Source organism: Vitiosangium sp. GDMCC 1.1324, assembly GCF_003044305.1.
In the GTDB taxonomy this organism is placed as follows: domain Bacteria; phylum Myxococcota; class Myxococcia; order Myxococcales; family Myxococcaceae; genus Archangium.
Genome location: NZ_PZOX01000003.1, coordinates 699,544 through 719,254, shown reverse-complemented (window position 1 = coordinate 719,254; position 19,711 = coordinate 699,544). Strand labels below are relative to the sequence as shown.

20 protein-coding genes are annotated in these 19,711 nt (G+C 65.6%); 12 read left to right on the top strand and 8 right to left on the bottom strand.

Annotated features, from left to right (window positions below):
* Positions 1 to 118 precede the first annotated feature (118 nt).
* Together DAT35_RS61785 and DAT35_RS11525 are read right to left on the bottom strand one after the other, a co-directional pair.
* Positions 119 to 241 carry a hypothetical protein gene (locus DAT35_RS61785; protein WP_255415169.1) on the bottom strand — a complete coding sequence of 41 codons (123 nt, stop codon included), beginning with the start codon at positions 239 to 241 and terminating at the stop codon, positions 119 to 121.
* Positions 242 to 285: 44 nt separating this feature from the next.
* On the bottom strand, positions 286 to 729 hold the full coding sequence (locus tag DAT35_RS11525; RefSeq protein ID WP_108066990.1) for a hypothetical protein: 444 nt from the start codon (positions 727 to 729) through the stop codon (positions 286 to 288).
* A 25-nt stretch (positions 730 to 754) separates the two neighbouring features.
* Between DAT35_RS11525 and DAT35_RS61780 the strand changes: the two genes are divergently transcribed.
* The 4 genes from DAT35_RS61780 to DAT35_RS11505 all read left to right on the top strand — a co-directional run bounded on the left by DAT35_RS61780 (position 755) and on the right by DAT35_RS11505 (position 3,810).
* A complete protein-coding gene (locus DAT35_RS61780; protein WP_146209666.1) occupies positions 755 to 1,201 on the top strand; it encodes a DUF2381 family protein in 447 nt (148 codons plus the stop codon).
* Positions 1,202 to 1,323: 122 nt separating this feature from the next.
* Complete coding sequence (locus DAT35_RS58900; protein WP_158501653.1) at positions 1,324 to 1,632, top strand: hypothetical protein; 309 nt, start codon at positions 1,324 to 1,326, stop codon at positions 1,630 to 1,632.
* 251 nt (positions 1,633 to 1,883) lie between these two features.
* The gene (locus tag DAT35_RS11510; protein ID WP_108066988.1) at positions 1,884 to 3,179 is read left to right on the top strand and encodes an ATP/GTP-binding protein; all 1,296 of its coding nucleotides are present in this window, start codon (positions 1,884 to 1,886) and stop codon (positions 3,177 to 3,179) included.
* Positions 3,180 to 3,183: 4 nt separating this feature from the next.
* On the top strand, positions 3,184 to 3,810 hold the full coding sequence (locus DAT35_RS11505) for an RloB family protein (protein WP_108066987.1): 627 nt from the start codon (positions 3,184 to 3,186) through the stop codon (positions 3,808 to 3,810).
* Positions 3,811 to 3,956: 146 nt separating this feature from the next.
* Here DAT35_RS11505 and DAT35_RS62340 read toward each other — a convergent pair whose 3' ends face one another.
* Positions 3,957 to 4,352: a helix-turn-helix domain-containing protein gene (locus DAT35_RS62340; protein ID WP_108066986.1), complete on the bottom strand. Its 396-nt coding sequence runs from the start codon at positions 4,350 to 4,352 to the stop codon at positions 3,957 to 3,959.
* Positions 4,352 to 4,717, bottom strand: coding sequence for a tyrosine-type recombinase/integrase (locus tag DAT35_RS11495; protein ID WP_108066985.1), 366 nt, complete (start codon positions 4,715 to 4,717; stop codon positions 4,352 to 4,354). Before DAT35_RS11495 ends, DAT35_RS62340 begins: the two co-directional genes overlap by 1 nt.
* A gap of 217 nt (positions 4,718 to 4,934) precedes the next feature.
* On the opposite strand from DAT35_RS11495, the gene DAT35_RS11490 reads away from it, so the two are divergent.
* From DAT35_RS11490 to DAT35_RS11465, 7 genes are all read left to right on the top strand, one after another.
* Positions 4,935 to 5,396 (top strand): DUF4150 domain-containing protein, encoded by a 462-nt coding sequence (locus DAT35_RS11490; RefSeq protein ID WP_108066984.1) that lies wholly within the window; start codon positions 4,935 to 4,937, stop codon positions 5,394 to 5,396.
* A 31-nt stretch (positions 5,397 to 5,427) separates the two neighbouring features.
* Positions 5,428 to 5,940 (top strand): DUF6484 domain-containing protein, encoded by a 513-nt coding sequence (locus DAT35_RS11485; RefSeq protein ID WP_233261414.1) that lies wholly within the window; start codon positions 5,428 to 5,430, stop codon positions 5,938 to 5,940.
* Positions 5,941 to 5,962: 22 nt separating this feature from the next.
* Entirely contained in the window at positions 5,963 to 6,814 is an 852-nt protein-coding gene (locus tag DAT35_RS11480; RefSeq protein ID WP_158501651.1) for an AHH domain-containing protein, read from the top strand.
* Between the two features lie 67 nt (positions 6,815 to 6,881).
* Positions 6,882 to 7,448 (top strand): imm11 family protein, encoded by a 567-nt coding sequence (locus DAT35_RS58890; RefSeq protein WP_158501650.1) that lies wholly within the window; start codon positions 6,882 to 6,884, stop codon positions 7,446 to 7,448.
* A gap of 58 nt (positions 7,449 to 7,506) precedes the next feature.
* Entirely contained in the window at positions 7,507 to 8,790 is a 1,284-nt protein-coding gene (locus DAT35_RS11475; RefSeq protein WP_158501649.1) for a TIGR02270 family protein, read from the top strand.
* Positions 8,787 to 9,908, top strand: coding sequence for a hypothetical protein (locus tag DAT35_RS11470; RefSeq protein WP_108066981.1), 1,122 nt, complete (start codon positions 8,787 to 8,789; stop codon positions 9,906 to 9,908). Before DAT35_RS11475 ends, DAT35_RS11470 begins: the two co-directional genes overlap by 4 nt.
* Before the next feature lies 1 nt (position 9,909).
* Positions 9,910 to 10,680 carry an Imm49 family immunity protein gene (locus DAT35_RS11465; RefSeq protein WP_158501648.1) on the top strand — a complete coding sequence of 257 codons (771 nt, stop codon included), beginning with the start codon at positions 9,910 to 9,912 and terminating at the stop codon, positions 10,678 to 10,680.
* A gap of 642 nt (positions 10,681 to 11,322) precedes the next feature.
* Here DAT35_RS11465 and DAT35_RS11460 read toward each other — a convergent pair.
* The 4 genes from DAT35_RS11460 to hmgA form a co-directional block, all read right to left on the bottom strand.
* Complete coding sequence (locus DAT35_RS11460; protein ID WP_108066979.1) at positions 11,323 to 15,468, bottom strand: MG2 domain-containing protein; 4,146 nt, start codon at positions 15,466 to 15,468, stop codon at positions 11,323 to 11,325.
* A 122-nt stretch (positions 15,469 to 15,590) separates the two neighbouring features.
* Positions 15,591 to 16,457, bottom strand: a complete 867-nt coding sequence (locus DAT35_RS11455) for an alpha/beta fold hydrolase (RefSeq protein ID WP_158501647.1) — start codon at positions 16,455 to 16,457, stop codon at positions 15,591 to 15,593.
* 243 nt (positions 16,458 to 16,700) lie between these two features.
* Complete coding sequence (locus DAT35_RS11450) at positions 16,701 to 17,729, bottom strand: fumarylacetoacetate hydrolase family protein (protein ID WP_108066977.1); 1,029 nt, start codon at positions 17,727 to 17,729, stop codon at positions 16,701 to 16,703.
* Positions 17,726 to 19,036 (bottom strand): homogentisate 1,2-dioxygenase, encoded by a 1,311-nt coding sequence (gene hmgA, locus DAT35_RS11445; RefSeq protein WP_108066976.1) that lies wholly within the window; start codon positions 19,034 to 19,036, stop codon positions 17,726 to 17,728. The genes DAT35_RS11450 and hmgA overlap by 4 nt, the downstream gene beginning before the upstream one ends.
* 239 nt (positions 19,037 to 19,275) lie before the next feature.
* Here hmgA and DAT35_RS11440 point away from each other — a divergent pair, with 239 nt between their 5' ends.
* The gene (locus DAT35_RS11440) at positions 19,276 to 19,689 is read left to right on the top strand and encodes a VOC family protein (RefSeq protein WP_108066975.1); all 414 of its coding nucleotides are present in this window, start codon (positions 19,276 to 19,278) and stop codon (positions 19,687 to 19,689) included.
* Positions 19,690 to 19,711 lie beyond the last annotated feature (22 nt).

The following is a 19,711-nucleotide window of genomic DNA, read 5'->3' as shown; positions in this document are numbered from 1 at the left end:
GCCACCGGGATCGGAGCCCGTGGAGACGAACCGGCCCCCGCCACACCACCCGGCCAAGACCGGGAGCATCATCGCTGGTGTTGGTGCGACGGGGACCGTGCTTCAACTCCGGGCATCTTCACCGCCCGTGCCGCGTCACCTCGCGCAGGTGCTCTGCCAGCCCGATCAAAATGGCTGCTGCCACCCGGAGGGTGATTGGTGAGGCGGCCAGCTTCTTCACGGCACCCAGCATCGTCTTCACCTCCCTTCCCCTGGTACTCCAGGCACGAGATAGGCCGCAGCCGATCAGTCCGGCTCCCCGGTGGGGGGCGGTTGCGCCCCCTGCGTGCCGGGCTGGGCGGGAGGGCTCTCCTCAGACGGACGGGGGGACTCGGTTCCCGCTACTGGACGGGGCTGCTCGGTCTCCTTCTTCTCGGACGGAGACGGCCTCGGCGCGGCGCTCCAGTCCCAAGGCCGCAGAACCACGTCATCCCTGTCCGCGTTCTCCCCGGCGGTGACGTTGTGCGGCGTCAACAGGTGCGCCGGGTTCTCCTCTCCTCGGAGCACACGGCCGAGCTGATGCAGCCTGGTCTCAACCAGCAGCAGGATGGCGCTGATGATGACGGGCGCGCTGTGCACCCGCTCCGGGTCGGGCACCGCGCCCATGGCGACGCTGTCCGCGATCCAGTGGGCGCCCTCGATGGCGTAACGAATTTCCCCCAGCTCGGCGGAGAGGCTGACGTGTTCCATCTGGATTCCTCCTCGGGTGGATTGGATGAAGACGCACTGGCTGAGCAGCCAGGACGTCAGCGGGGATGACCGCCAAGATCCTTATGCCGAGGAGCACCCGGGTTTTAACGGGCCAAGCTCACGGCGCTGTCCGGGCCGCGCCGGAGCTGGTGGAAGTTCCTCGGTCATGGTGGCTTCTCCGACCTCTTCCTCACTGCCCGCCCCGACCGAGGCGTGTTCCCGGCCAACTTCCGCGTGCTCCGAGATTCCAGGAGGCGCTCTCCGTGGTCGCGCCGCCTTCGTGCTGATGGCCCACCCATCTCAGGCGGAGCGCCAGGTGGATGGGTCACGCCGCAAGCGTACCGCGGCGTCCCTCTGGCAGAGCGAGCAGCAGGCGCGAGCCGAGGCCCAGCCGTGCCGGAAGGAGAAGGCGCGTCTTCAGGCAGAGCGCAGCAGACAGGTGGGACTCACGAGCCTCATCGAGAACGGGTGACTCTGGGTGAAGAGGGTGTCACTGCCCGGCGACTCAAGGAGGTTATCCAATGTCCGGGAGACTCGCTCATTGCGCAGAAGGTTATCAGCTACCAAGCCGTCGGACCCGAGGGGCGAGGACGAGTGGCAGTGAAGGTGGAGCTGTTCAATCCGGGAACGGTGCCCTGGACGTCCACGGGGTTGGCCCTGGTGGGCTCCAAGCGCGAGGCGCTGATGGGGCTGACGGTGTGCGGTCCCTGGAGCCCATCCCACCAGGGCATGCCGGAGCTTACCGTGGAGATGAACGCAGTGAAGAATGAGGCCCGGAGCACCTTTACGCTCAAGCTGTGGGCGGGAGAGGCTGGAACCGGGGGGCGTGACCCTCGACAGCGTGACGTTTCCGATGGTTGGCAGGACACGTGGGAGGGGACCACTCGCCGCCTCCTGGCTTGAATCAGTGAAGTTGCTTTTGGTGGATGAAGCTGCCCGGCGGGCAAGAGGGCCACCATGCGTTCTGTGCGCTGGCTACTGAACGAGGTAGATGACTATTGGCCAGCGCATGAAGCGAGGCGGGAGGTTAGGGCGTTCTTGACAGGAAGTTCGGTCACGAGAACGGGCCGGCAACCGATTTTGGACCCGATTCACGCAGGAATCTTGCGTAAAATCGCCCACGTGGCTTATTTGAGGACATTGGAGGCAGTTTCATGCTCGTCGAATTCAGAATGGAGAACCACCGATCAGTGCGGGACGAGCAGGTACTTACGATGGAGGCTGCTGGTCGGGTAGCCAGCGACGATGACCAACGGCCTCGATCTGTTGAGGGGCACACTGCGCGACTGCTGCCGGTTGCGGCGCTTTATGGAGCGAACGCAAGCGGTAAGAGCAACGTGCTTTCAGCGCTGGCCTTTATGCAACATGCAGTGCTCCTGTCTCATCGTATTTGGCCCCCTGACGGTGGCGTTCCGAGGGAACCTTTCGCTTGGGGACCGAAGACTTCTGAGCCGTCGTTTTACGAAGTGACGTTGCTTATAGATGACGTCCAGTATGCGTACGGCTTCGTGGTGGATGATGAGCGCTTCATTGAGGAGTGGCTGTACGCATGGCCGCAAGGACGCAAGCAGGTCTGGTTCGAGCGAGAAGGTGATGAGTTTAAGTTCGGCGAGCACCTACACGGAGAAAATCGCGTAGTAGAGCAGGTGACGCGGCCGAATGCTTTGTTCCTCTCAGCAGCGGTCCAGCACCGGCACGAGCAACTCACGCCACTGTACGGTTGGTTCCGCTCTCTTCAAGCGGTCAATGTCTCCACTTCGAATCGCCGACGCTTAATAACTGATTCACCAGAGATGTGGCTCTCGCGTTTCTTCAACAGTTCTGCCGCAGCCTCGGCTCAGTCATCACTATTTCCAGAAGCGATTCAGCCCAATACTCAGTTCGAAGCCTTCCGGGAATTGCTGCGTGCGGCTGATGTCGGGATCGTCGATGTGAAAATTGTGAATGAAGAGGAGGAACAATCGTCGATTCGGGGCCGGAGACACAGGCGAGTTCGGGTTCTAGTGCAGCATCAGTCTGAAAATGAGGATGCTTGGTTGCCATTGGAGGAGGAGTCCAACGGAACCCTGACACTATTCAAGCTTGCTCCATCCGTCTTGGATGCGCTTTGGACTGGTGGTGTCTTGGTCGTCGATGAACTGGAAGCCAGCTTGCACCCGCTGCTCGGGTTGCACATTGTGCGACAGTTCAATGATCCAAAGCGGAATCCCAAAAACGCCCAACTCCTCTTCACGACTCACGACACCAATCTCCTAGGCACCACGCTAGGCGATCCTCCACTTCGCCGGGATCAGATCTGGCTTACGGAAAAGGATCACGACGGTGCGTCACGCATCTATCCCTTGACGGATTACAAACCGAGGAAGGCAGAGAACTTGGAACGCGGCTATCTTCAGGGCCGGTATGGGGCCATTCCGTTTCTTGGCGAACTTCCGCCAGTGAAGGAATGAGACTGTGACCAGCAACCGTCGCTATCGTCAACGGCGGCCCGGTCGTAGTGCACCGAGCTTGAACCCGAAGCTTAGGCTTCTTGTGTTCTGCGAAGGCGAGAATACGGAACCACAGTACATTGACGCGTTCCGAAAGTGGTGCAGGAATTCTCGTGTCGACGTGGAGATCGCGAAAGAGCGGGGTGTACCTCTTACCCTCGTTCGTGCTGCGAAAGAGCGCAAAGTTCAAGCTGAAAAGGAAGCGAGCAAGGCCGAAGACGACAATATCGCCTACGATGAGGTTTGGTGCGTGTTCGATGTGGACGAGCACCCGAACTTGAGCGACGCGCAGCAGATGGCGAGCGCCAACGGCATAAAACTCGCGATATCAAATCCATGCTTCGAGTTGTGGCTTTTGCTGCATTTTCGTGAGAACCCGGGCATGCAGCACCGCCATGATGTACAAAAGATGGTCGTTGGGTTCGTGTCGGACTACGACAAGCATGTCGACTTTGAGCTATTCAAGGTGGGTTACCCCGCTGCCGTCATGCGCGCGAAGCGCCTTGATGAGCATGCGTCAGCCGACGGGGAATCGGGTCGCAACCCGACTACGAACGTGTACCAACTCACGGAGTCCATTCGGCTGAAGTGACTATTTAGCCGACCTCACTTGAGGACCGAGGGGTCCTTCAAGGGTTATGAGGTTGGTGCTCTATCCTAGCGGCACTCCAGTAGCTTGGTCGAGTAGCCGCTCAATCGAGAGCCGAAGAAGAGAGTGATGCGTTGGCGGGTAATGCCCTACTGTTGGTTGGGCGACGAAGTTTCTTGGATGAATTTCTCCAAGGCTTCAACCTCTACACGCACCGCATTGGAGATGCGGATGTGGGGCAATGTGCCCTGAGCGCACAATCGGTACACCGTGGCCCGACATATTCCTAGCCGCTCCGCGACTTCCCGGACGGTCAGCAGCCGGCCCGGTTCAACGGACCCAGAGGGCAGCGGGGCAGAGCGCAGCAGCAAGATAGCAGCAAAATCCTCGGTGCTCTCACGTACCGGATGGGACGGCTGGACACGCCCGGCTCCAGAAACCCGAGTATTTACGAAGGGTTGTGAACCGCTGATAACCCCTGGACGCTCCCTCGCCTTGGTTCGGGACCAAGGGGTCGCAGGTTCAAATCCTGTCTCCCCGACCATTAAAAGCCCTGGAGTTTCGCGGACTTCCGCTGAAACTCCAGGGCTTTTGTTTTTCCCCCGGAGCCCTCCAGCAGCAAACCAGCAGCAAGCGGAGGGGTCTCGCCTCCGGCGGCCAGCGCGGCCAGCTCCGGCGCCTCGGTCGTCCTGGCGGTGGCGCCCTGGAAGGCGAGCTGGTTGAGCCCCTTGCTCATGTCGTCCAGATCGAGGTGGCCGTACACCTCGGTGGTGATGGCCGGGTCGGAATGCCGGAGGATGCGCTGCACGGTGGCCAGCGGGACGCCCGCCTTGAGCAGCAGGGTGGCGGTCGTGTGCCGCAGGTCGTGGAAGCGGAGCGGGCGGGGGAGCGCCCGGGGCCAGAGCTTCATGCCGCAGCGGGGGCAGGCGCTCGGTACCGCGTGGGCCTGCCGCTCCTCGTAGCCGCACCCCTTGCGCCGGCAGGCGTGGCGGTAGCCCTCTACCAGACCGGCACGTCCGAGGGCCCGCTTGTGCAGGGCGATATCCGGCGGGTGCTGGGTGCCGTCCTCTGGGGGATACCAGAGATGCTAGAGTATGGCTTCGAGCAGGCTCCCGCCGGGGTGAACAATGCCGAATACAGTGGGTGTCAACAAACTGTCGGTTGTGAAGGAGGATAGCAACGGCATCACCGTGGCCTTCCCCGATGTTTGCAAGACGCCTAGTCCCGGAGGCCCCGTCCCGATTCCTTACCCCAACGTTGCGAAGTCGTCCGACACGGCCAAGGGCAGCAAGAAGGTGACGGCGGACGGCAAGCCCTTGTGCCTGGAGGACTCGAACTTCAGCACCAGCACGGGCGACGAGGCGGGCACGGCCGGCGGCGGGGTGGCCTCTGGGAAGACCAAGGGTAAGGCGGAGTTCGTCAATTACTCGTTCGATGTGATGATCGAAGGCAAGCACGTCGCACGGGCGCTCGATCTGATGCTCCACAACGATATGAACACGCCACCCACACCGGTCATGCAGCCGCCCGTCATTGCATTGGGCAAGACGGCCCAGGATGAATGCGACTGCTGTGGCGAGAAGCGCTAGTTGGGTCACGGATGCAGGCCAGGGAGGATTCATGGATTTCGCGGATCCAGGACGCAAGTCGGCGCTACCAGTGACTCAGGAGCGTATCGTGGAGCCGAGGGTGGGCCAGGTGGTGGGCACTGCGCCTGATGGGGCGGTGCTGGTGGACTTCCCAGGTAACCGCGTTGGCCCCCTGCCTGCCCGGGCCTCGTTGTCGCTGGACGCGGAGACGCTCGCGCGCGCCGCCGCCCAGAGGCAGGGCGCTATCCTGCTGTTCGAGAACGGCGACCCGTCCCTGCCTTTGCTGGTGGGGCTGCTCCAGGTGCAGAGCAGCACGCCCCTGATCGATGCGGTGCTCGAGCGCTCCTTGGAGGATGTGCCGAAGGTGGCCCGGGTGGACGGGAGGCAGGTGGTCATCGAGGGGCGCGACGAGGTGGTGCTCCGGTGCGGCAAGGCGACGCTGACACTGCGCCGGGACGGCCAGGTGGTGCTGCGCGGAGTCAACATCCGCACTGAGGCGGATGAGGTGCAGCGCATCAAGGGCAGCAAGGTTCAGATCAACTGAAGGCGAATGGAGCGAGGTCCGCATGTCGGATCAGCACACGTGGGACATCAAGTACCTGCCGGGGAAGCACTTCTCCGAGGGGGGCAAGGGCTGTCTCAATCGTCACCAGCCGTTCAAGGAGAATGATCCGTGCAGCCACCAGTGGCAGGGCTACCAGCGTGCTCTGTCTGACAAAGGGCTGTACAACTGGCCCGCCTACCAGTCCCTCAGCGTGGAGGTCCGCAAGAAGAGACACTTCTTCATGGAGACCTTCTGGTTCATCGCGCAGAAGACCCATCCGCCCAAGCAGGGGGAGTGGGACCTCGAATACGAGTTCAAGAACCGGAAGAAGACGACGATGAAGAACTTCCGGACCAACGCCAGCACACCCTACTGGCACGAGGCCCACCACATTGTGCCCAACAGTGAGCTGCGCAATGCCATTCGCTATGTAGGTGAGGGGCACAAGCTCGCGGGAACGATCATCCTGATGGTGCGCGGTGGATTGATGGGGGAGGGATACAACCTCAACGACAAGCGCAACATGATCATCCTGCCCATGGACAAGAAGGTCTCCCTGGCCCTAGGCCTTCCCCGCCACCGGAAGACTCGGACGACCCGTTCCCACAAGGGCTATAGCAAGCATGTTCTGGCACTGCTCAAGGACGTCTTCAATCCACTCAAGGAGAAGGTGGAGGAATGCAAGGGTAAGCTGCCGAAATACAAGAAATGCCGGAAGCGGATCGAGAAGATCTCCAAGGATCTGTATCCGAAAATCGTCGAGGCGGGTGAGAAGATGAAAACCAAGGGGCGGAGTCAGGCCATCGACGATATGAAGGCCTCTGATTTCAAGAACGATCCACCCGAGACAAAGGCCAACTACGACGATGTCTGAGCGTTCACGCCAGGGGGCTCGGAATGGTCAACCGACGAAAGATATGCGCTTCTTCAAACTAAGTTGTTTGGGTGATCCAGATGACGACAGCCTCTGTTTTCTCGACAATTTCGTCGATGGGATCGAGCCACTGTCCTGGCGTGCGGCCAAAGGTGAACGCTTCGGCAAGGACTACCCGAAGGACGCCAAAATCTTCATGAACAAGGAGAACCCGGGCATCAAGCTGTCACCGCTCCTGGGAACCACTTGCAACATGATCGTGGGCTCGCGCGACTTCAAGGATGCTATCGAGAAGCATTGCAAGAATGAGATCGAGTACCTGCCGTTCACCCTCTACGACCACCGTAAGCGCGTCCACAGCCGGGACTATTTCATCATCAACCCCATTGGCACCTTCGACTGCCTGGATTTCAAGGAGAGCATCATCGAATGGGATGATGAGGATCCGGATGAAATCATCGGCATCGACAAGACGGTGCTCGACCGCAAGAAGATGAAGGATGCGCCGCAGTTCTTCCGTATCGACCGGGCCCCGTCGACCTACGTCCTCGGACTGGAGTTGGCGCGCGAGTTCAAGGCTCGGAACTTCAGCAACATCTTCTGGGCGGAGTTGCCGCTCAGCGGCGGCAAGTGAGCGGACGGTGTCTCCTGCGTCTTCCCCCAGCAACCCGCTCTCGGAAGTCCCCCGCTCCGTGCTCTGGGACGTCGTAGAGGAGCACTTTCAGGAGGCGGCCTTCCTTTGGATACAGCGCGAGCGCTCGCTACGGGCGCCGGACCAGTTGCTGGCTGATATCGCGGAGGGCGATGAGCACCGGTTGGTGGCGCACCTGGAGGGACTGCTGCACGCAGGTCCGCGGGCTGCGGAGCGGTTGCTGGTGCCTGCACTAAGAGAGAGCCAAGCTGGAGAGGTGGCCGTAGCGGTCTTCGCCCTGTTGGCGTCGGAGGCCCGGGATTGGACCGAGGCCGTACTCGCCGCGCTCCGCGAGACGGAGCAGCCCGCCGCCTTGCTCGGGGGGGTCGCGCTGAGCCCTCGGGCGGCGGTGGAGGTCGCGCTGCGAGAGGGCTTTCCGATGTTTGATACGCCCGTGCAGGCTCTGGTGCTGGAAACGCTAGCGCTCCGCCGCGCGGACGCGGGAGGGCTCCTTGCTTCCGTGCGTACCACCAGTGAGCCCGCACTCCTGGCGGCGGCGCTCCGGGCAGCGCGCTTCACTGACCGCGCCACCGCCCTGGATTTGGTGGGACGGGGCCTCGCGCACGGGCACCCTGCGGCACGGGATGCGGCCATCGCGACCGGGTGTATCGTCGGCCACCGCGAGGCGTGGCTGCGCTGCCGCCGAGTCATCGAGGCGGAGCCTCTGCCGCGCCAAGCACTCCTGGCGCTGGCTGCAGGCGGAGAGGTTGCAGTGGTCCCGCTGCTTGGTGGGCTACTCGCCCGGCCGGACCTGCGTGCGGAGGGACTCTGGGCGCTGGGACTCAGCGGGAGGCTGGCGGCAATCGAGTTGCTCTTGTCGTTGATGCGCGAGGGTGACCCCGCTGCAGCCGAGCCCCTGGCTCTCGTGAGCGGGCTGTCCTTGGAGAAGCTGCTGGCGCCTTCCGAGGATGAGGCCGAGGATGACGCGTCGGTGGAAGCCGAGCCCGATGATGGAGCGGTGCTGCCAGGTCCAGTGGCGCTGAAGGGAACGGTTCGTTTCGAAGTCATCGAGGGCTGGTGGAAGGCCACACGGCCACACCTCTCCGCTGGGGGCCGCTACCTGCTCGGAAGGCCGTGGTCCCTGGAGTCCCTGCTCGCTGCGCTGGAGGAGGCTCCCGCGCGCCGACGCCCGGGCCTGGCGTGGGAGTTGGCCGTGAGAACGCGAGGTGCCGTCCAAGTGGAGCCTCGTGCCTGGACCTGGGAGCAGCGCGATTCGCTCCATGCGGCGGCCCGGGCCGCAACTCGGTTCCAGGCAGGACCCTTTGCACGGTTCATGAGCACATGACAGCGGTCATCACGGGAATGGGCGCGGTGACATCCGTGGGGCGCAGCGCACTCGCGGCCTGCGCCGCCATCCGGGCGCGTATCGGCCGACCCCGGAAGCTGGGCTACTTCCGTGTCGTGGACGAGGAGACGCAGGAGGAGGTGGGCCTAGTAGGCCACCCGCTCAAGGGCTACACGGAGGGGTTCAATCTTGTGGGGCGCTGGCTGCGCCTGGCACAGGGCGGCATGGAGGACCTGCTGGCGGCACCTGGGGCTCCGCGGGCCGAGGACTCCCGGTTCTGGGCACGGACGGGCCTGGTTGGCGTCCTTCCCGTTCCGGGGGACCTGCTGCCGACGGACGCGGAGGAGGTCGGCCCGCTCACCGACTTGACCCTCCAGCCCCTCCGAGAGGGGCTCGAGTTGGCTGTGCCCGAGCACCTGATGGATGTGGTGGCGGTGGGGCACTCAGGGGTGGCGGTGGCGCTGGAGCGCGGGCTGCGGGCGCTTGCTTCAGGCACTCTGGAGCGGCTGCTCGTCGTGGCCGTGGACTCATACCTCACCCCAGTGTCCCTGCGACGTCTTGCGCAAGAACGGCGGCTGAAGACAGAGGCTCAGCCAGTTGGGCTGATGCCGGGTGAGGCGGCCGTGTGCTTCCTGTTGGAGCGCGAGGCGGAGGCGCGCCGCCGCGGGGTCGTGCCCTTCGCGCGCATCACCGCCGCGGTGGCCGGCCAGGAGGCGCTGCCTGAGCCGGGACGCCGCCACTTCTCCGGCATCGCCCTGGCTGAGTGCGTCCGGGAGGCCCTTCAGCGCTCCTCGGTACCCTTGCCCTTCGACGGGGATTTTCACATAGACCTCAACGGGGAGCCCTGGAGGGCCCGGCACTGGGGCGGAGCCCTGACGAGGTTACGCCCCCAACTGGCAGATCCCCGTGTGCACACGGTGGCCTCGTCTGTGGGCGATACGGGAGCTGCCAGTGGAGCCCTGGGGCTGTGCTTGGCCACCTACGAGCTTGCGTGGGGGCACGCGCGCTCGGGGCTGGCGCTCGTGGTCTCCAGCTCCGAGGATGGAATCGTCGGCTGCGTGGCTGTCCAATCGCTCGAAGGGGTGGCGCACTCGCCGTTCCTGCGCAAGGAGGCTTGAAATGACGTCCGAGTTCCTGCCGGTCTTCGTCCAGAATGCCCTTGAGGACAACGAGGAACTGTTGCCGGGCGTGGTGGCGGGCCGAGCCGATTTCCAGACCATCCTCACGTTCTGCCAGAACTTCCGCACGGCGGGCATCGGGGCGCTCTTCCTGGGCAGTTCCCCGAAGGTGTTTCGCCAGATGCTCCATCACAGTGGCCGGGCCTATGCGTACTTCCTCGGCTACGCGGACGTGAAAGCAGTTCTGACCAGCAAGGCGCTGCCCTTTTTCGACGCGGTGGCCGCAGGGGACTTCGAGGGAGCCGGAGTCATAGCCCGTCGCTCGCGTCACTCCTGGGCCCAGGGCGAGGAGTACGAGGAGGACTTCCTCTTCACCGAGTTGCTGATGCATCAGTTCTTCCTCGACGCTCTACCCCGCGCTGGCGAAGAAATGCTTGAGCGATACGAGGCCGCCCTCCAGGGTTCGGATGACTCGCGGCTGCCCGTCTGCAGGGCGCTCCTTGGCAGCAACGCCGAGGCCTTCAATGAGTCGCTCGCGCTGTTCCTCTCCGAGCGCAGCGACCAATTGGCAGAACTGGATGCGGGCGGCGCGCTCATGGAGGAAGAGCTGTCCACCGAGGGCAACCTTTCGGTGGAAGGGCTCGCGCTGGTGCGGCTTGCCGAACGCAAGAGGCTGGAGACGGAGCGCGACTACCTCCACGTACCGTCTGTTGCGCGCAAGGGCGGGAGGATCTCCTTCTCGGCGGACGCCTGGCGGAAGCTTTGGGACTGAGCCGCTGTAGTGCGATGCTCCTGGCCTGACACGGGTTGGCCCCGCGGTGCATGCCCCCGTATGTTCTCGGACGGTTAACTGCCATCCAGGTCTATTGAACACGGGCGGCAGCGGGGCAGGGAGCAGCAGCAAGGTAGCAGCAAAGTCCCTGGTGCCCTCGCGTACTGGATGGGACGGCTGGACAGGTCCGGCTTCAGAAAACCGAGTATTTAAGGAGGGTTGTGAACCACTGGTAATCCCTGGACGTTCTCCGGCCTTGGTTCGGGACCAAGGGGTCGAGGTTCAAATCCTGTCTCCCCGACGATTCGAAAGCCCTGGAGTCTCGCGGACTTCCGCTGAGTGCGTATTCCGGCGAAGTGGAACACTCGTTCCGGGCGAAGTGGAACACCCGTTCCGGCCATGTGGAACAGTCGGAGAGTCAGCGCCGCTGGCCGGGGTTCACTTCGCCCCCTTCTTGGTCACCAATGCACCCAAGCATGGAGCGGAGAGGCTCGCGCAGACGGCTGCCCCCTGTATCAGTTTAGGCGCTGTTGGCCATCCTGACACAGAGGGCAGCTTCCCGCGTTTCCGACACATCTGGGGGTCTACGGAATCTGACGACCCGCCTGAACACCGTTGCCGCTCGACGCTGTCGCCCCGCTCCTACTGTTTCGGGACGATGGACACCTTCACTCCGTTGATCCACGCCTTGTGCTCGTCCGCGTAGTACAGGTACGCGCGGCTCGCCGGGCCCGTGTACGTCCCAGGCACCGCAGCGATCAGCGACACCGGCACGTCGAGCTTCTTCCTCGGCTCCAGCCCTCGCCAGTACAGCACCACGTCCCGTCCGATCACCTCGTAGGCGTCCACCGTCTTCTTCTTCACCAGCTCCTTCAGCTGGTCGTGCCGCACCTCGAGCCCTCCTGGCACGCCGAAGATGGCCACCGCCGTTGGCAGCTTCTCGTCCGTCTTGTTCGACACCAGCACCCGGGCCTCCGTGGGCTCGCCCTCGGTGAGGTCCGTCTTCGCCAGCGCCACCTCCAGCGCGACCCGCGTCTCCGGCGAGCTGGCCGGCACCAGCGCGTTGTAGGTGACCTCGATCGAGTACGGCAGCTCCGCGCCTCCCTCCATCCGCAGCTCGATCTTCCGCTCGCCCGGCGTGAGCAGCTCGGAGACGTCCGGCAGCTTGATGGCCTCCTGCGCCGAGGCCTCGTACTTCACCGCGTTGCCCACCGGCTGGCCGTTCACGTACACCCGCACCTCGCCTCCCGCCCGCTTCGCCGCCCGCGCCTTGTCGTAGGCCACGATCGCTCGCAGCGCGAGCACCGTGCTCTGCGTCGAGCCGTAGCGGCCCCCCTCGCACGAGCTCGCCAGGTACTTCATCGAGCGCTCCACGTTCCCCGCGTAGGACGGCTCCCGCAGCCACGCCAGCACCGCCAGCGCCGTGGTCTCGATGTCCAGCGTCTCGCCCATGCTGCCGACGATGGACTGCGTGCTACCCCCCACCACGCCCTCCTTGCTCTGCTTCGCTGCCAGCCGCTCCATCAGCTTTCGAGCCTCCGCTCCATCCCCCGCCAGCGACATCACGTTCGCCGCCAGCGCCAGCACATAGCTGTTCTGGCTCTTCGCCGCCGCCGCCTTCAGCGAGGCCACCTCCTTCGACAGCTCGCGCGCCAGCTCCGCCGGCCGAGACGCGCTCTCCAGCAGCGCCCACGTGATGTACGCGTCCGAGGTGTCCTTGTCCTCGATCCACGTGTGCAGCGCGCGGCGCTTGCGCTCGAAGCCTCCCTTGCCGTCCCGCTGCCTCAACAGCCACGCCCGCGTGCGCTCCAGCATCGCCGCGTCCACGTCTCGCACCTGCTTCATCTCCGTGAAGTGCAGCAGTCCGAACGCCGTCAGTGCCTCGTGGCCCGGGTTCTCGCCGAACCACTCGTAGCCCTTCTCCGAGCACTCGAAGCCCACCAGCCGCTTGTAGCCCGTCTCCAGTTTCTCCCTCGCCGCGGCCACCAGCTTCGGATCCACCCCGCTGTGCGACTGGAAGTACTGCTGCGCCATCGTCATCGGGTACGTCGTCGAGCTCGTCTGCTCGAAGCAGCCGGAGGGCTCCTGGATCAGCCGGGCCAGCGACTCGGTCATGTTCGCCAGCGGGCTCGGGTACACCACCACCGAGGTCTTCACGCTCCCGCGCACCACGTTCGCCGGCAGCGTCACCGTGTGCGACGCCGGCTTCTGCGCCGAGACCGTCCCGCCGAACGAGGCTCGGATCGGGAACCCATTCGGCTTGATCGTCACCGTGCGCGTCACCGTGTCCGCGTATTCCCCCGCGCGCGCCGTCAGTTGCAGGTCGATGGGCTTGGACTCCTGGCCGATCTTCATCTCCACGATGCGCCGGGCGCGCTCCCTGGCCGCCAGGTCCACCGTGCCCAGCGAGGCCACCCGCATGTCTCCCTTGAAGTCGAGCTTGACCCCCGCCTTCAGCGCCGCCGACGTGCCGTTCACCAGCGCCACCGGGAGCTGGATGACATCTCCCGAGGTGACCTCGAGCGGGATCTTCGGCTCCACATAGAAGGGCTGCACCGACTCGATCGACGCCACCGCCGCGCCGAGCGCGCCGTCATCCCCCACCGTCCCCGCGAAGGCCTTGAACGAGGTGACCGAGTCATTCAGCCCGAACGAGACCTTGGCCTCTCCCGTCTGCGGAGAGGTGCGGACGCCCGCGTTCCAGAAGAGCGTCTCCGAGAAGTCCAGCCGGTCTCCCGCCTTGCGGCCGGGCCGCACCGTGTGCGCGTACTCGCGGATGTAGACCATCGGCTGCTGGTAGGGCGCCCGCTTCGCGAGCACCTCATCGGCGGCGAGCAGATCCATGTCCCGCTTCGCCCGCTCCGCCTTGCGCGACGCTTCGGCCATCTTCGCGCCGGCCTGGGGCGCGGGCCTGTCGAGGGGGACGGCCTGACCGGCGGGGAGCGCCGGAGCCTGCGCTGGTGGCGGCATCCCGCCTCGAGGCGCGGGCCGCGCCACGGCCATGGGCGGTGCGGCTGGGACGGCCATCCCCTTCTTCGGCATCGGCCGTGGCGCCTCCGCGGGCGGGCCGAAGTCCGCTCTTTCGTCCACGGCCATGGGCATGTCCTCCATCTCCTCGAACCGGGGCCGGGCCACGGGCACGCGCACCGCGAACACCCGGCGGGCCGGGTCTCCATGCTGCGCCACGAAGCTCACCGGGTCCGCGAGCGAGAATCGCCGCCAGCCCTGCGTGCCCAGCAGCAGATCCACCGCCAGCTTCGCCTTCGGGTTCTTCTCGTCCAGGTAGACCTGTGCGTCGGCCAGCTCCTTCACCTCGGGCTCCAGCAGCACCATCACCGGCAGCTGGGGCGCCTGGTCCCGCTTCTCAATCAGCTCGAGCACCGAGTCATCCGTCACGGTGAGCATCACCAGCGCGGAGACCGGCTTGCCGTCCCGCGTCGTCCGGGCGGTGAGCTGCACCGTATCTCCCGGCACGTAGCTCTTCTTGTCCAGCTGCACCTCCACGTTGAGCGCCTTCGCCGGCTGGCGGAACACCAGCCGCTCCGCGAGCGGACGTCCCTGCGGATCCCACACCGTGGCGACCAGCACGCCGTCCGCATCCTTCGGATCCAGCGTCACCTTGTCCCCGGAGCCCACCTCCGCCGAGGCCACCTCCACCTCGCGCTTGCTCAGCGTCAGCCTCGCCCTGCTCGGGCCCGAGAGCCCCACCGAAAGCGTGACGGGCCTGCCCGCGGGCACCACGTCCTCGCTCGCGCGCAGCACGGCACCCTGGGCCTTCACCTCGGGCAACGGGAACGTTTTCTGGATGCCCGATGGCTCGTCGATGCGCAGCGCGTACTTCGCGCCCGCCCTCGGAGTGAGTTCGAAGCGGCCGCGCCCCTCGTGCTCGGAGCGCACCGTCGCCACCGTCTGGCCCGTGGCCTGATCGATGATCGCGCCCACCAGGTCCGCGGGCTTCTGCGCGGGCGTCTTTGCCTCGAAATAGACGCGCGAGGGCAGGCCCGCCACCAGTTCGCCCGCCTCCGGATACAGCGCCAGGTCCAGCGTCTGCAGCAGGATGGGGATCGTCTTCGCCGCCGTCTCCACCACGCCGCCGTCCTCGATGGCGAAGGCCAGCGAGCCTTCGCCGCGAGCCATGCGCGCCGGCAGCTTGAAGCTGACCGTGCACAGCCCCTTGTCGTTGACCGTGCCCGCCACCTGCGCCGCCGTGGCTCCATCCACCACCGCGGTGGCGGTGACCTTCGCGCCCGTGGGCACGCCGCCCTCCGCGCGCTTCACGTCCAGCGTGGCGGTGACCGTGTCCCCCGGGCCATAGCCGTCGCGGAGGAACTCGATCTGCGACTTGAGCCGCGGTGCCCGGTAGGCCCTCACGTCGAACTTCCGCTCCGCCGGTGCCTCTCCCGACCAGGGGTAGGAGACCTTGAGCGTGTACTCGCCACCCGGCTGCTCGGCGGGCACCGTCCATGTGTAGCCCCAGACCGAGTCCTGTGTCTGCACGCTCGCCGAGGTCACCACGTCCCCCTTCGGACCGCGGATCTCGATCTGCGCCTGCTGCACCTGGGGGCTCGGCGTGTGGCGGATGGCCTCAAGCATCAGGCCGCGTGCCAGCACTTGCTCGCCGGGCCGGTACAGCGGCTTGTCCGTGCTGACGAACGTCAGATAGCGGTTCGGCCCTCCGAGCGAGGGGGTGTCCGCCTTGGCGCCGAGGACCTGCTGGACGGTGACAGGAACTGCCAGACCCATGGCGAGCAGCGCCACGAGGGCCCGTGGGGCAAGGTTGATGAGCATGCGTGTTCCCTGAAAGGAGATGGGCGTTTCCTGGGAACGGGCGAGCGCGGCGAAAGTTCTCTGCCCAGCAAAACCCTACCGCCCCGCCAGGGCCGGCATGCACCGTGCCCCGGGCTGGCCCGCTATACCGGGGCGTGCGTCGCCCGCGTCGCCAGGAAGCGATTGATACCGGCTTCCAGCATGAGGCCCATCCCGCCAAAGCGCCCCTGGCCGGCGACGAGGTTCACGGACGAGTGGCGCACATGGTGGTGCAGGTACTCCGCCATTGCCGGCAGATGCACGTTGTCGTGGTCACCGGTCTCGAGGAAGAGCGGGACGCCGCCCTCATCCACCTGTTCGAGCGAGAAGCCGGGCTCACGGCCCCATGCCAGCTCCGAACCGAGCGCCATATACCAGTAGCCGCGCTGTCCGCACTCCTCGAGGAGCGTCGCGAAATAGGTGTGGAAGGGATGCCCGGGCTGGAGCATCGCTCGCTCCTCGGCCGAGAGGTGCGCGTCCACGAAGCTGCGGATCTTCGTCGCGGTCGGGTACAGCCCGAACAGCGCCGTCATCGGGTACAGCAGGGCCGGGAAGCGCCGCGCGGTCGACCACAGCGCCGCATCATTCGGACGAGCACCCTTCGCGACCTCGGGGTGCCCGGCCATCCAACTGCCTGGAAGCAGCGGCCCGAACAGTCCGGCACGCTCGACCCGGTTCGGTGCCAGGGCCATGACGCCCAGCGCCACCAGCGTGCCGTAGCTGATCGCGATCAGCTGGAACTTCTCGATGCGAAGGTGATCCGCGAGGCGAATCACGGTCGCCGCGAGGTCGACAAGCCGAGATGACGGCGGAGGATCCGCGAGGCCTCCGATGAGGTTGGGCGCGATGCAGCGCAGTCCTCGTGCCCGGAAGAATCCGTCATGCGCCGAGAACATGAGTCCAGACGCGCCCATCCCGTGAAGCGCGATGAGCGGCACGCCGCCCGGGTCCCCGAACTCCCAATAGGTCAAGGGCGCGCCTTCCTGGAGTCTGGCGATCCGCGCTCCTGCGGACCTGCCGCCCGGAGCGGTGTGCCGCTCGCGCTCCGCGTCTGAAAGCGGCGGTGGCCTCCTCCAGATACGCCTCGATGCCCACCAGGTGGATGCGCCCACTGCCGTGGCTGCTGCAACGGAACTCCACGCATTCATCGTGTGTCCTCGTACGCCCATGCCTTCCGGCAAGCTGGCTCCGGGCAGCGGTGCTCGTCTGGAATCTCACGCGCGCGGCGCGGGTGTGCCGCTTTCGTCTCCGACCACCTGGTCGATGGCCCCGAAGATCGTGCCGGCCTCGTCCCTCATCTCGATGCGCACCCGGTTGCCACGCTTCAGGAACGGCGTCCTGGGAGCGCCGCTCTGGAGGGTCTCGACCATGCGCAGCTCCGCGATGCACGAGTAGCCCGCGCCGCCCTCGCTCACGGCCTTTCCAGGCCCCCCGTCGGGGCCACGGTTGGACACCGTGCCAGAGCCGATGAGCGTCCCCGCGCACAGCGTGCGCGTCTTGGCCGCGTGAGCGACCAGCGTGCCGAAGTCGAACGTCATGTCGACACCCGCGTCCGCGCGCCCGAACGGCTGGCCGTCGAGGAAGACCTCGAGGCGGCGGTGCAGCTTGCCGTCTCGCCACGCGGTGCCCAGCTCGTCGGGCGTGACGAACACCGGCGAGAACGCTGAGGCGGGCTTGGACTGGAAGAACCCGAAGCCCTTCGCCAGCTCATCCGGAATCAGGTTCCGCAACGACACGTCGTTGACGAGCCCGACCAGCACGATCGCCCCGAGCGCCTGTTCGCGCGTGGCCCCCAGGGGCACGTCGCGCGTCACGACCACGACCTCGCCCTCCATGTCGCAGCCCCACGCTTCATCGGCGAGCGGAATGGGCTGGCGCGGGCCGAGGAATCCGTCCGAGCCGCCCTGGTACATCAACGGGTCGGTCCAGAACGTCGCGGGCAGCTCCGCCTTGCGCGCCTTGCGAACCAGCTCGACGTGGTTCACGTACGCCGAGCCGTCCGCCCACTGATAGGCGCGAGGCAACGGTGCCGCACACCGCGCGGGGTCGAAGGGCTCTCCCGCGAGCTGACCCCGCTCCATCCGCTCCGAGAGTGAGCGCAATAGCGGCGCGCAGTGCTCCCAGTTGTCGAGCGCCGCCTGCAGGGTCGGGGCGACGGCCGACGCGTCGGCCTGCCGCGAGAGGTCCTTCGACACGACAACGAGGCGGCCATCCCGTCCCACGTTCAGGGATGCGAGCTTCACTGCCTGGTTCCTCCCTTCGAGGGCACCTGGGCCTTGCGGAGATCGGCCCAGCAGGCGTCGTAATCCGGCTGCAGCGTGGGGCTCTCCATCGCCGCGCGCGTCGGCGCGATGACCCAGCGGGTCTCGAACATGAACGCGAGCGTGTTGTCGAGCTTCCGCGGCGCGAGGTCCGCGGCGACCGCCGCCTCGTAGGTCTTCCGGTCGGGACCATGGGCGCTCATGCAATTGTGGAGCGACGCTCCTCCCGGCACGAACTGGTCCGCCTTGGCGTCGTAGACGCCGTGGACCAGTCCCATCAGCTCGCTCATCACGTTGCGATGGAACCACGGCGGCCGGAACGTGTGCTCCGCGACCATCCATCGGGGCGGGAAGATCACGAAGTCGCAGTTCGCGGTCCCCGGTGTCTCGCTCGGCGACGTCAGCACCGTGAAGATGGACGGGTCCGGGTGATCGAAGCTCACCGTGTTGATGGTGTTGAACCGCGCGAGGTCATACGTGTACGGGACGTACGTGCCGTGCCACGCGACGACGTCGAACGGCGAGTGGCCGAGCGTCGTCTCCCAGAGGTTGCCCTGGAACTTCTGCACGATGCGCGTCGGCCGCTCGATGTCCTCGTAGCTCGCCGCCGGCGCAATGAAGTCCCGCGGGTTCGCGAGGCCATTGGCACCAATGGGTCCCAGCTCGGGGAGCCGGAACGGTGCGCCGTAGTTCTCGCAGACGTAGCCACGCACGGGCCCGTCCGGCAGTTCCACGCGCATGCGCATGCCGCGCGGGACGAGTGCGATATGCCCGGGCGGAACCTCCAGCACGCCCAACTCGGTCACGATCCGGAGCGCTCCGGACTGGGGGACGATGAGGAGTTCTCCATCGGCGTTGAAGAACGCGGTATCGACCATCGACGCGTTCGCGACGTAGATGTGCACCCCCACGCCCGCGCCCATGGCCGGGGAACCATTGCCGCCCAGTGTGAACAGCCCCTCGATGAACGTGGTCGGCTCCGTCGGCAGCGGCTGTGGATTCCAGCGCAGCCGGTTGGGCGACGGGGGGACTTCGTTGAACGGCCCACTGCTCAGCCTGCGTGCGTCCGTTTGCCGGTACGGCGGGTGGGCCGCGCTCGGCCGCAGCCGATAGAGCCACGTCCGCCGGTTCTCACTGCGCGGCGCGGTGAACGCCGTGCCCGAGAGCTGTTCGGCGTAGAGGTCGAACGCGACGCGCTGCGGCGTGTTCTGGCCGACTGGAAGCGCACCGGCGATCGCCTCCGATGCGTGCTCGTTCCCAAAGCCTGAGTGGTGGCGGATCATGTCCATGGCGGGCCCAGATAGTAACAGATGAAACCAAATCCACAAGGTTCACGGGTCCCGCTTCAGGGCACGGCGCGCGGTGACATTCCTCCGGGAGGGGCTTTGGTTGTGCGATGAACAGCTTCGCGCCGTCCTTCCGGTCCAGGCCACGAATGAAGCGGGGTTGTGGACCGCACGAGCGATGATTTCAGCCCCTCGCGGAGCCGATGGAGTATCAACCCACTCCCCACTTCAAGGAGAGACCCATGGCAGACACGCGTTCCCGGATGCTCTTCCTCAACCTGGCCGTGCGTGACCTGAAGAAGTCGAAGGCGTTCTTCTCGACGCTCGGCTTCGAGTTCAATCCCAAGTTCACGGACGAGAATGCGGCCTGCATGATCATCAGCGAGCAGGCCTATGTGATGCTCCTCACCGAGCCCCACTTCAAGAAGTTCACCCGGCGCGAGCTGTGCGATACGACCCGGCAGACCGAAGGGCTGTTCGCGTTGTCGTGCGGCAGCAGGGCCGAAGTGGATGAGATGGTCAAGAAGGCCATCGGCGCCGGTGGCAAGCACGCCATGGAGCCGCAGGATCACGGCTTCATGTACGGCTGGAGCTTCTACGACCTCGACGGCCACCACTGGGAGGTCTTCTGGATGGACCCCAAGGCGGCTCAGTAGTCCGCCAGGTCCCGCCATGCAG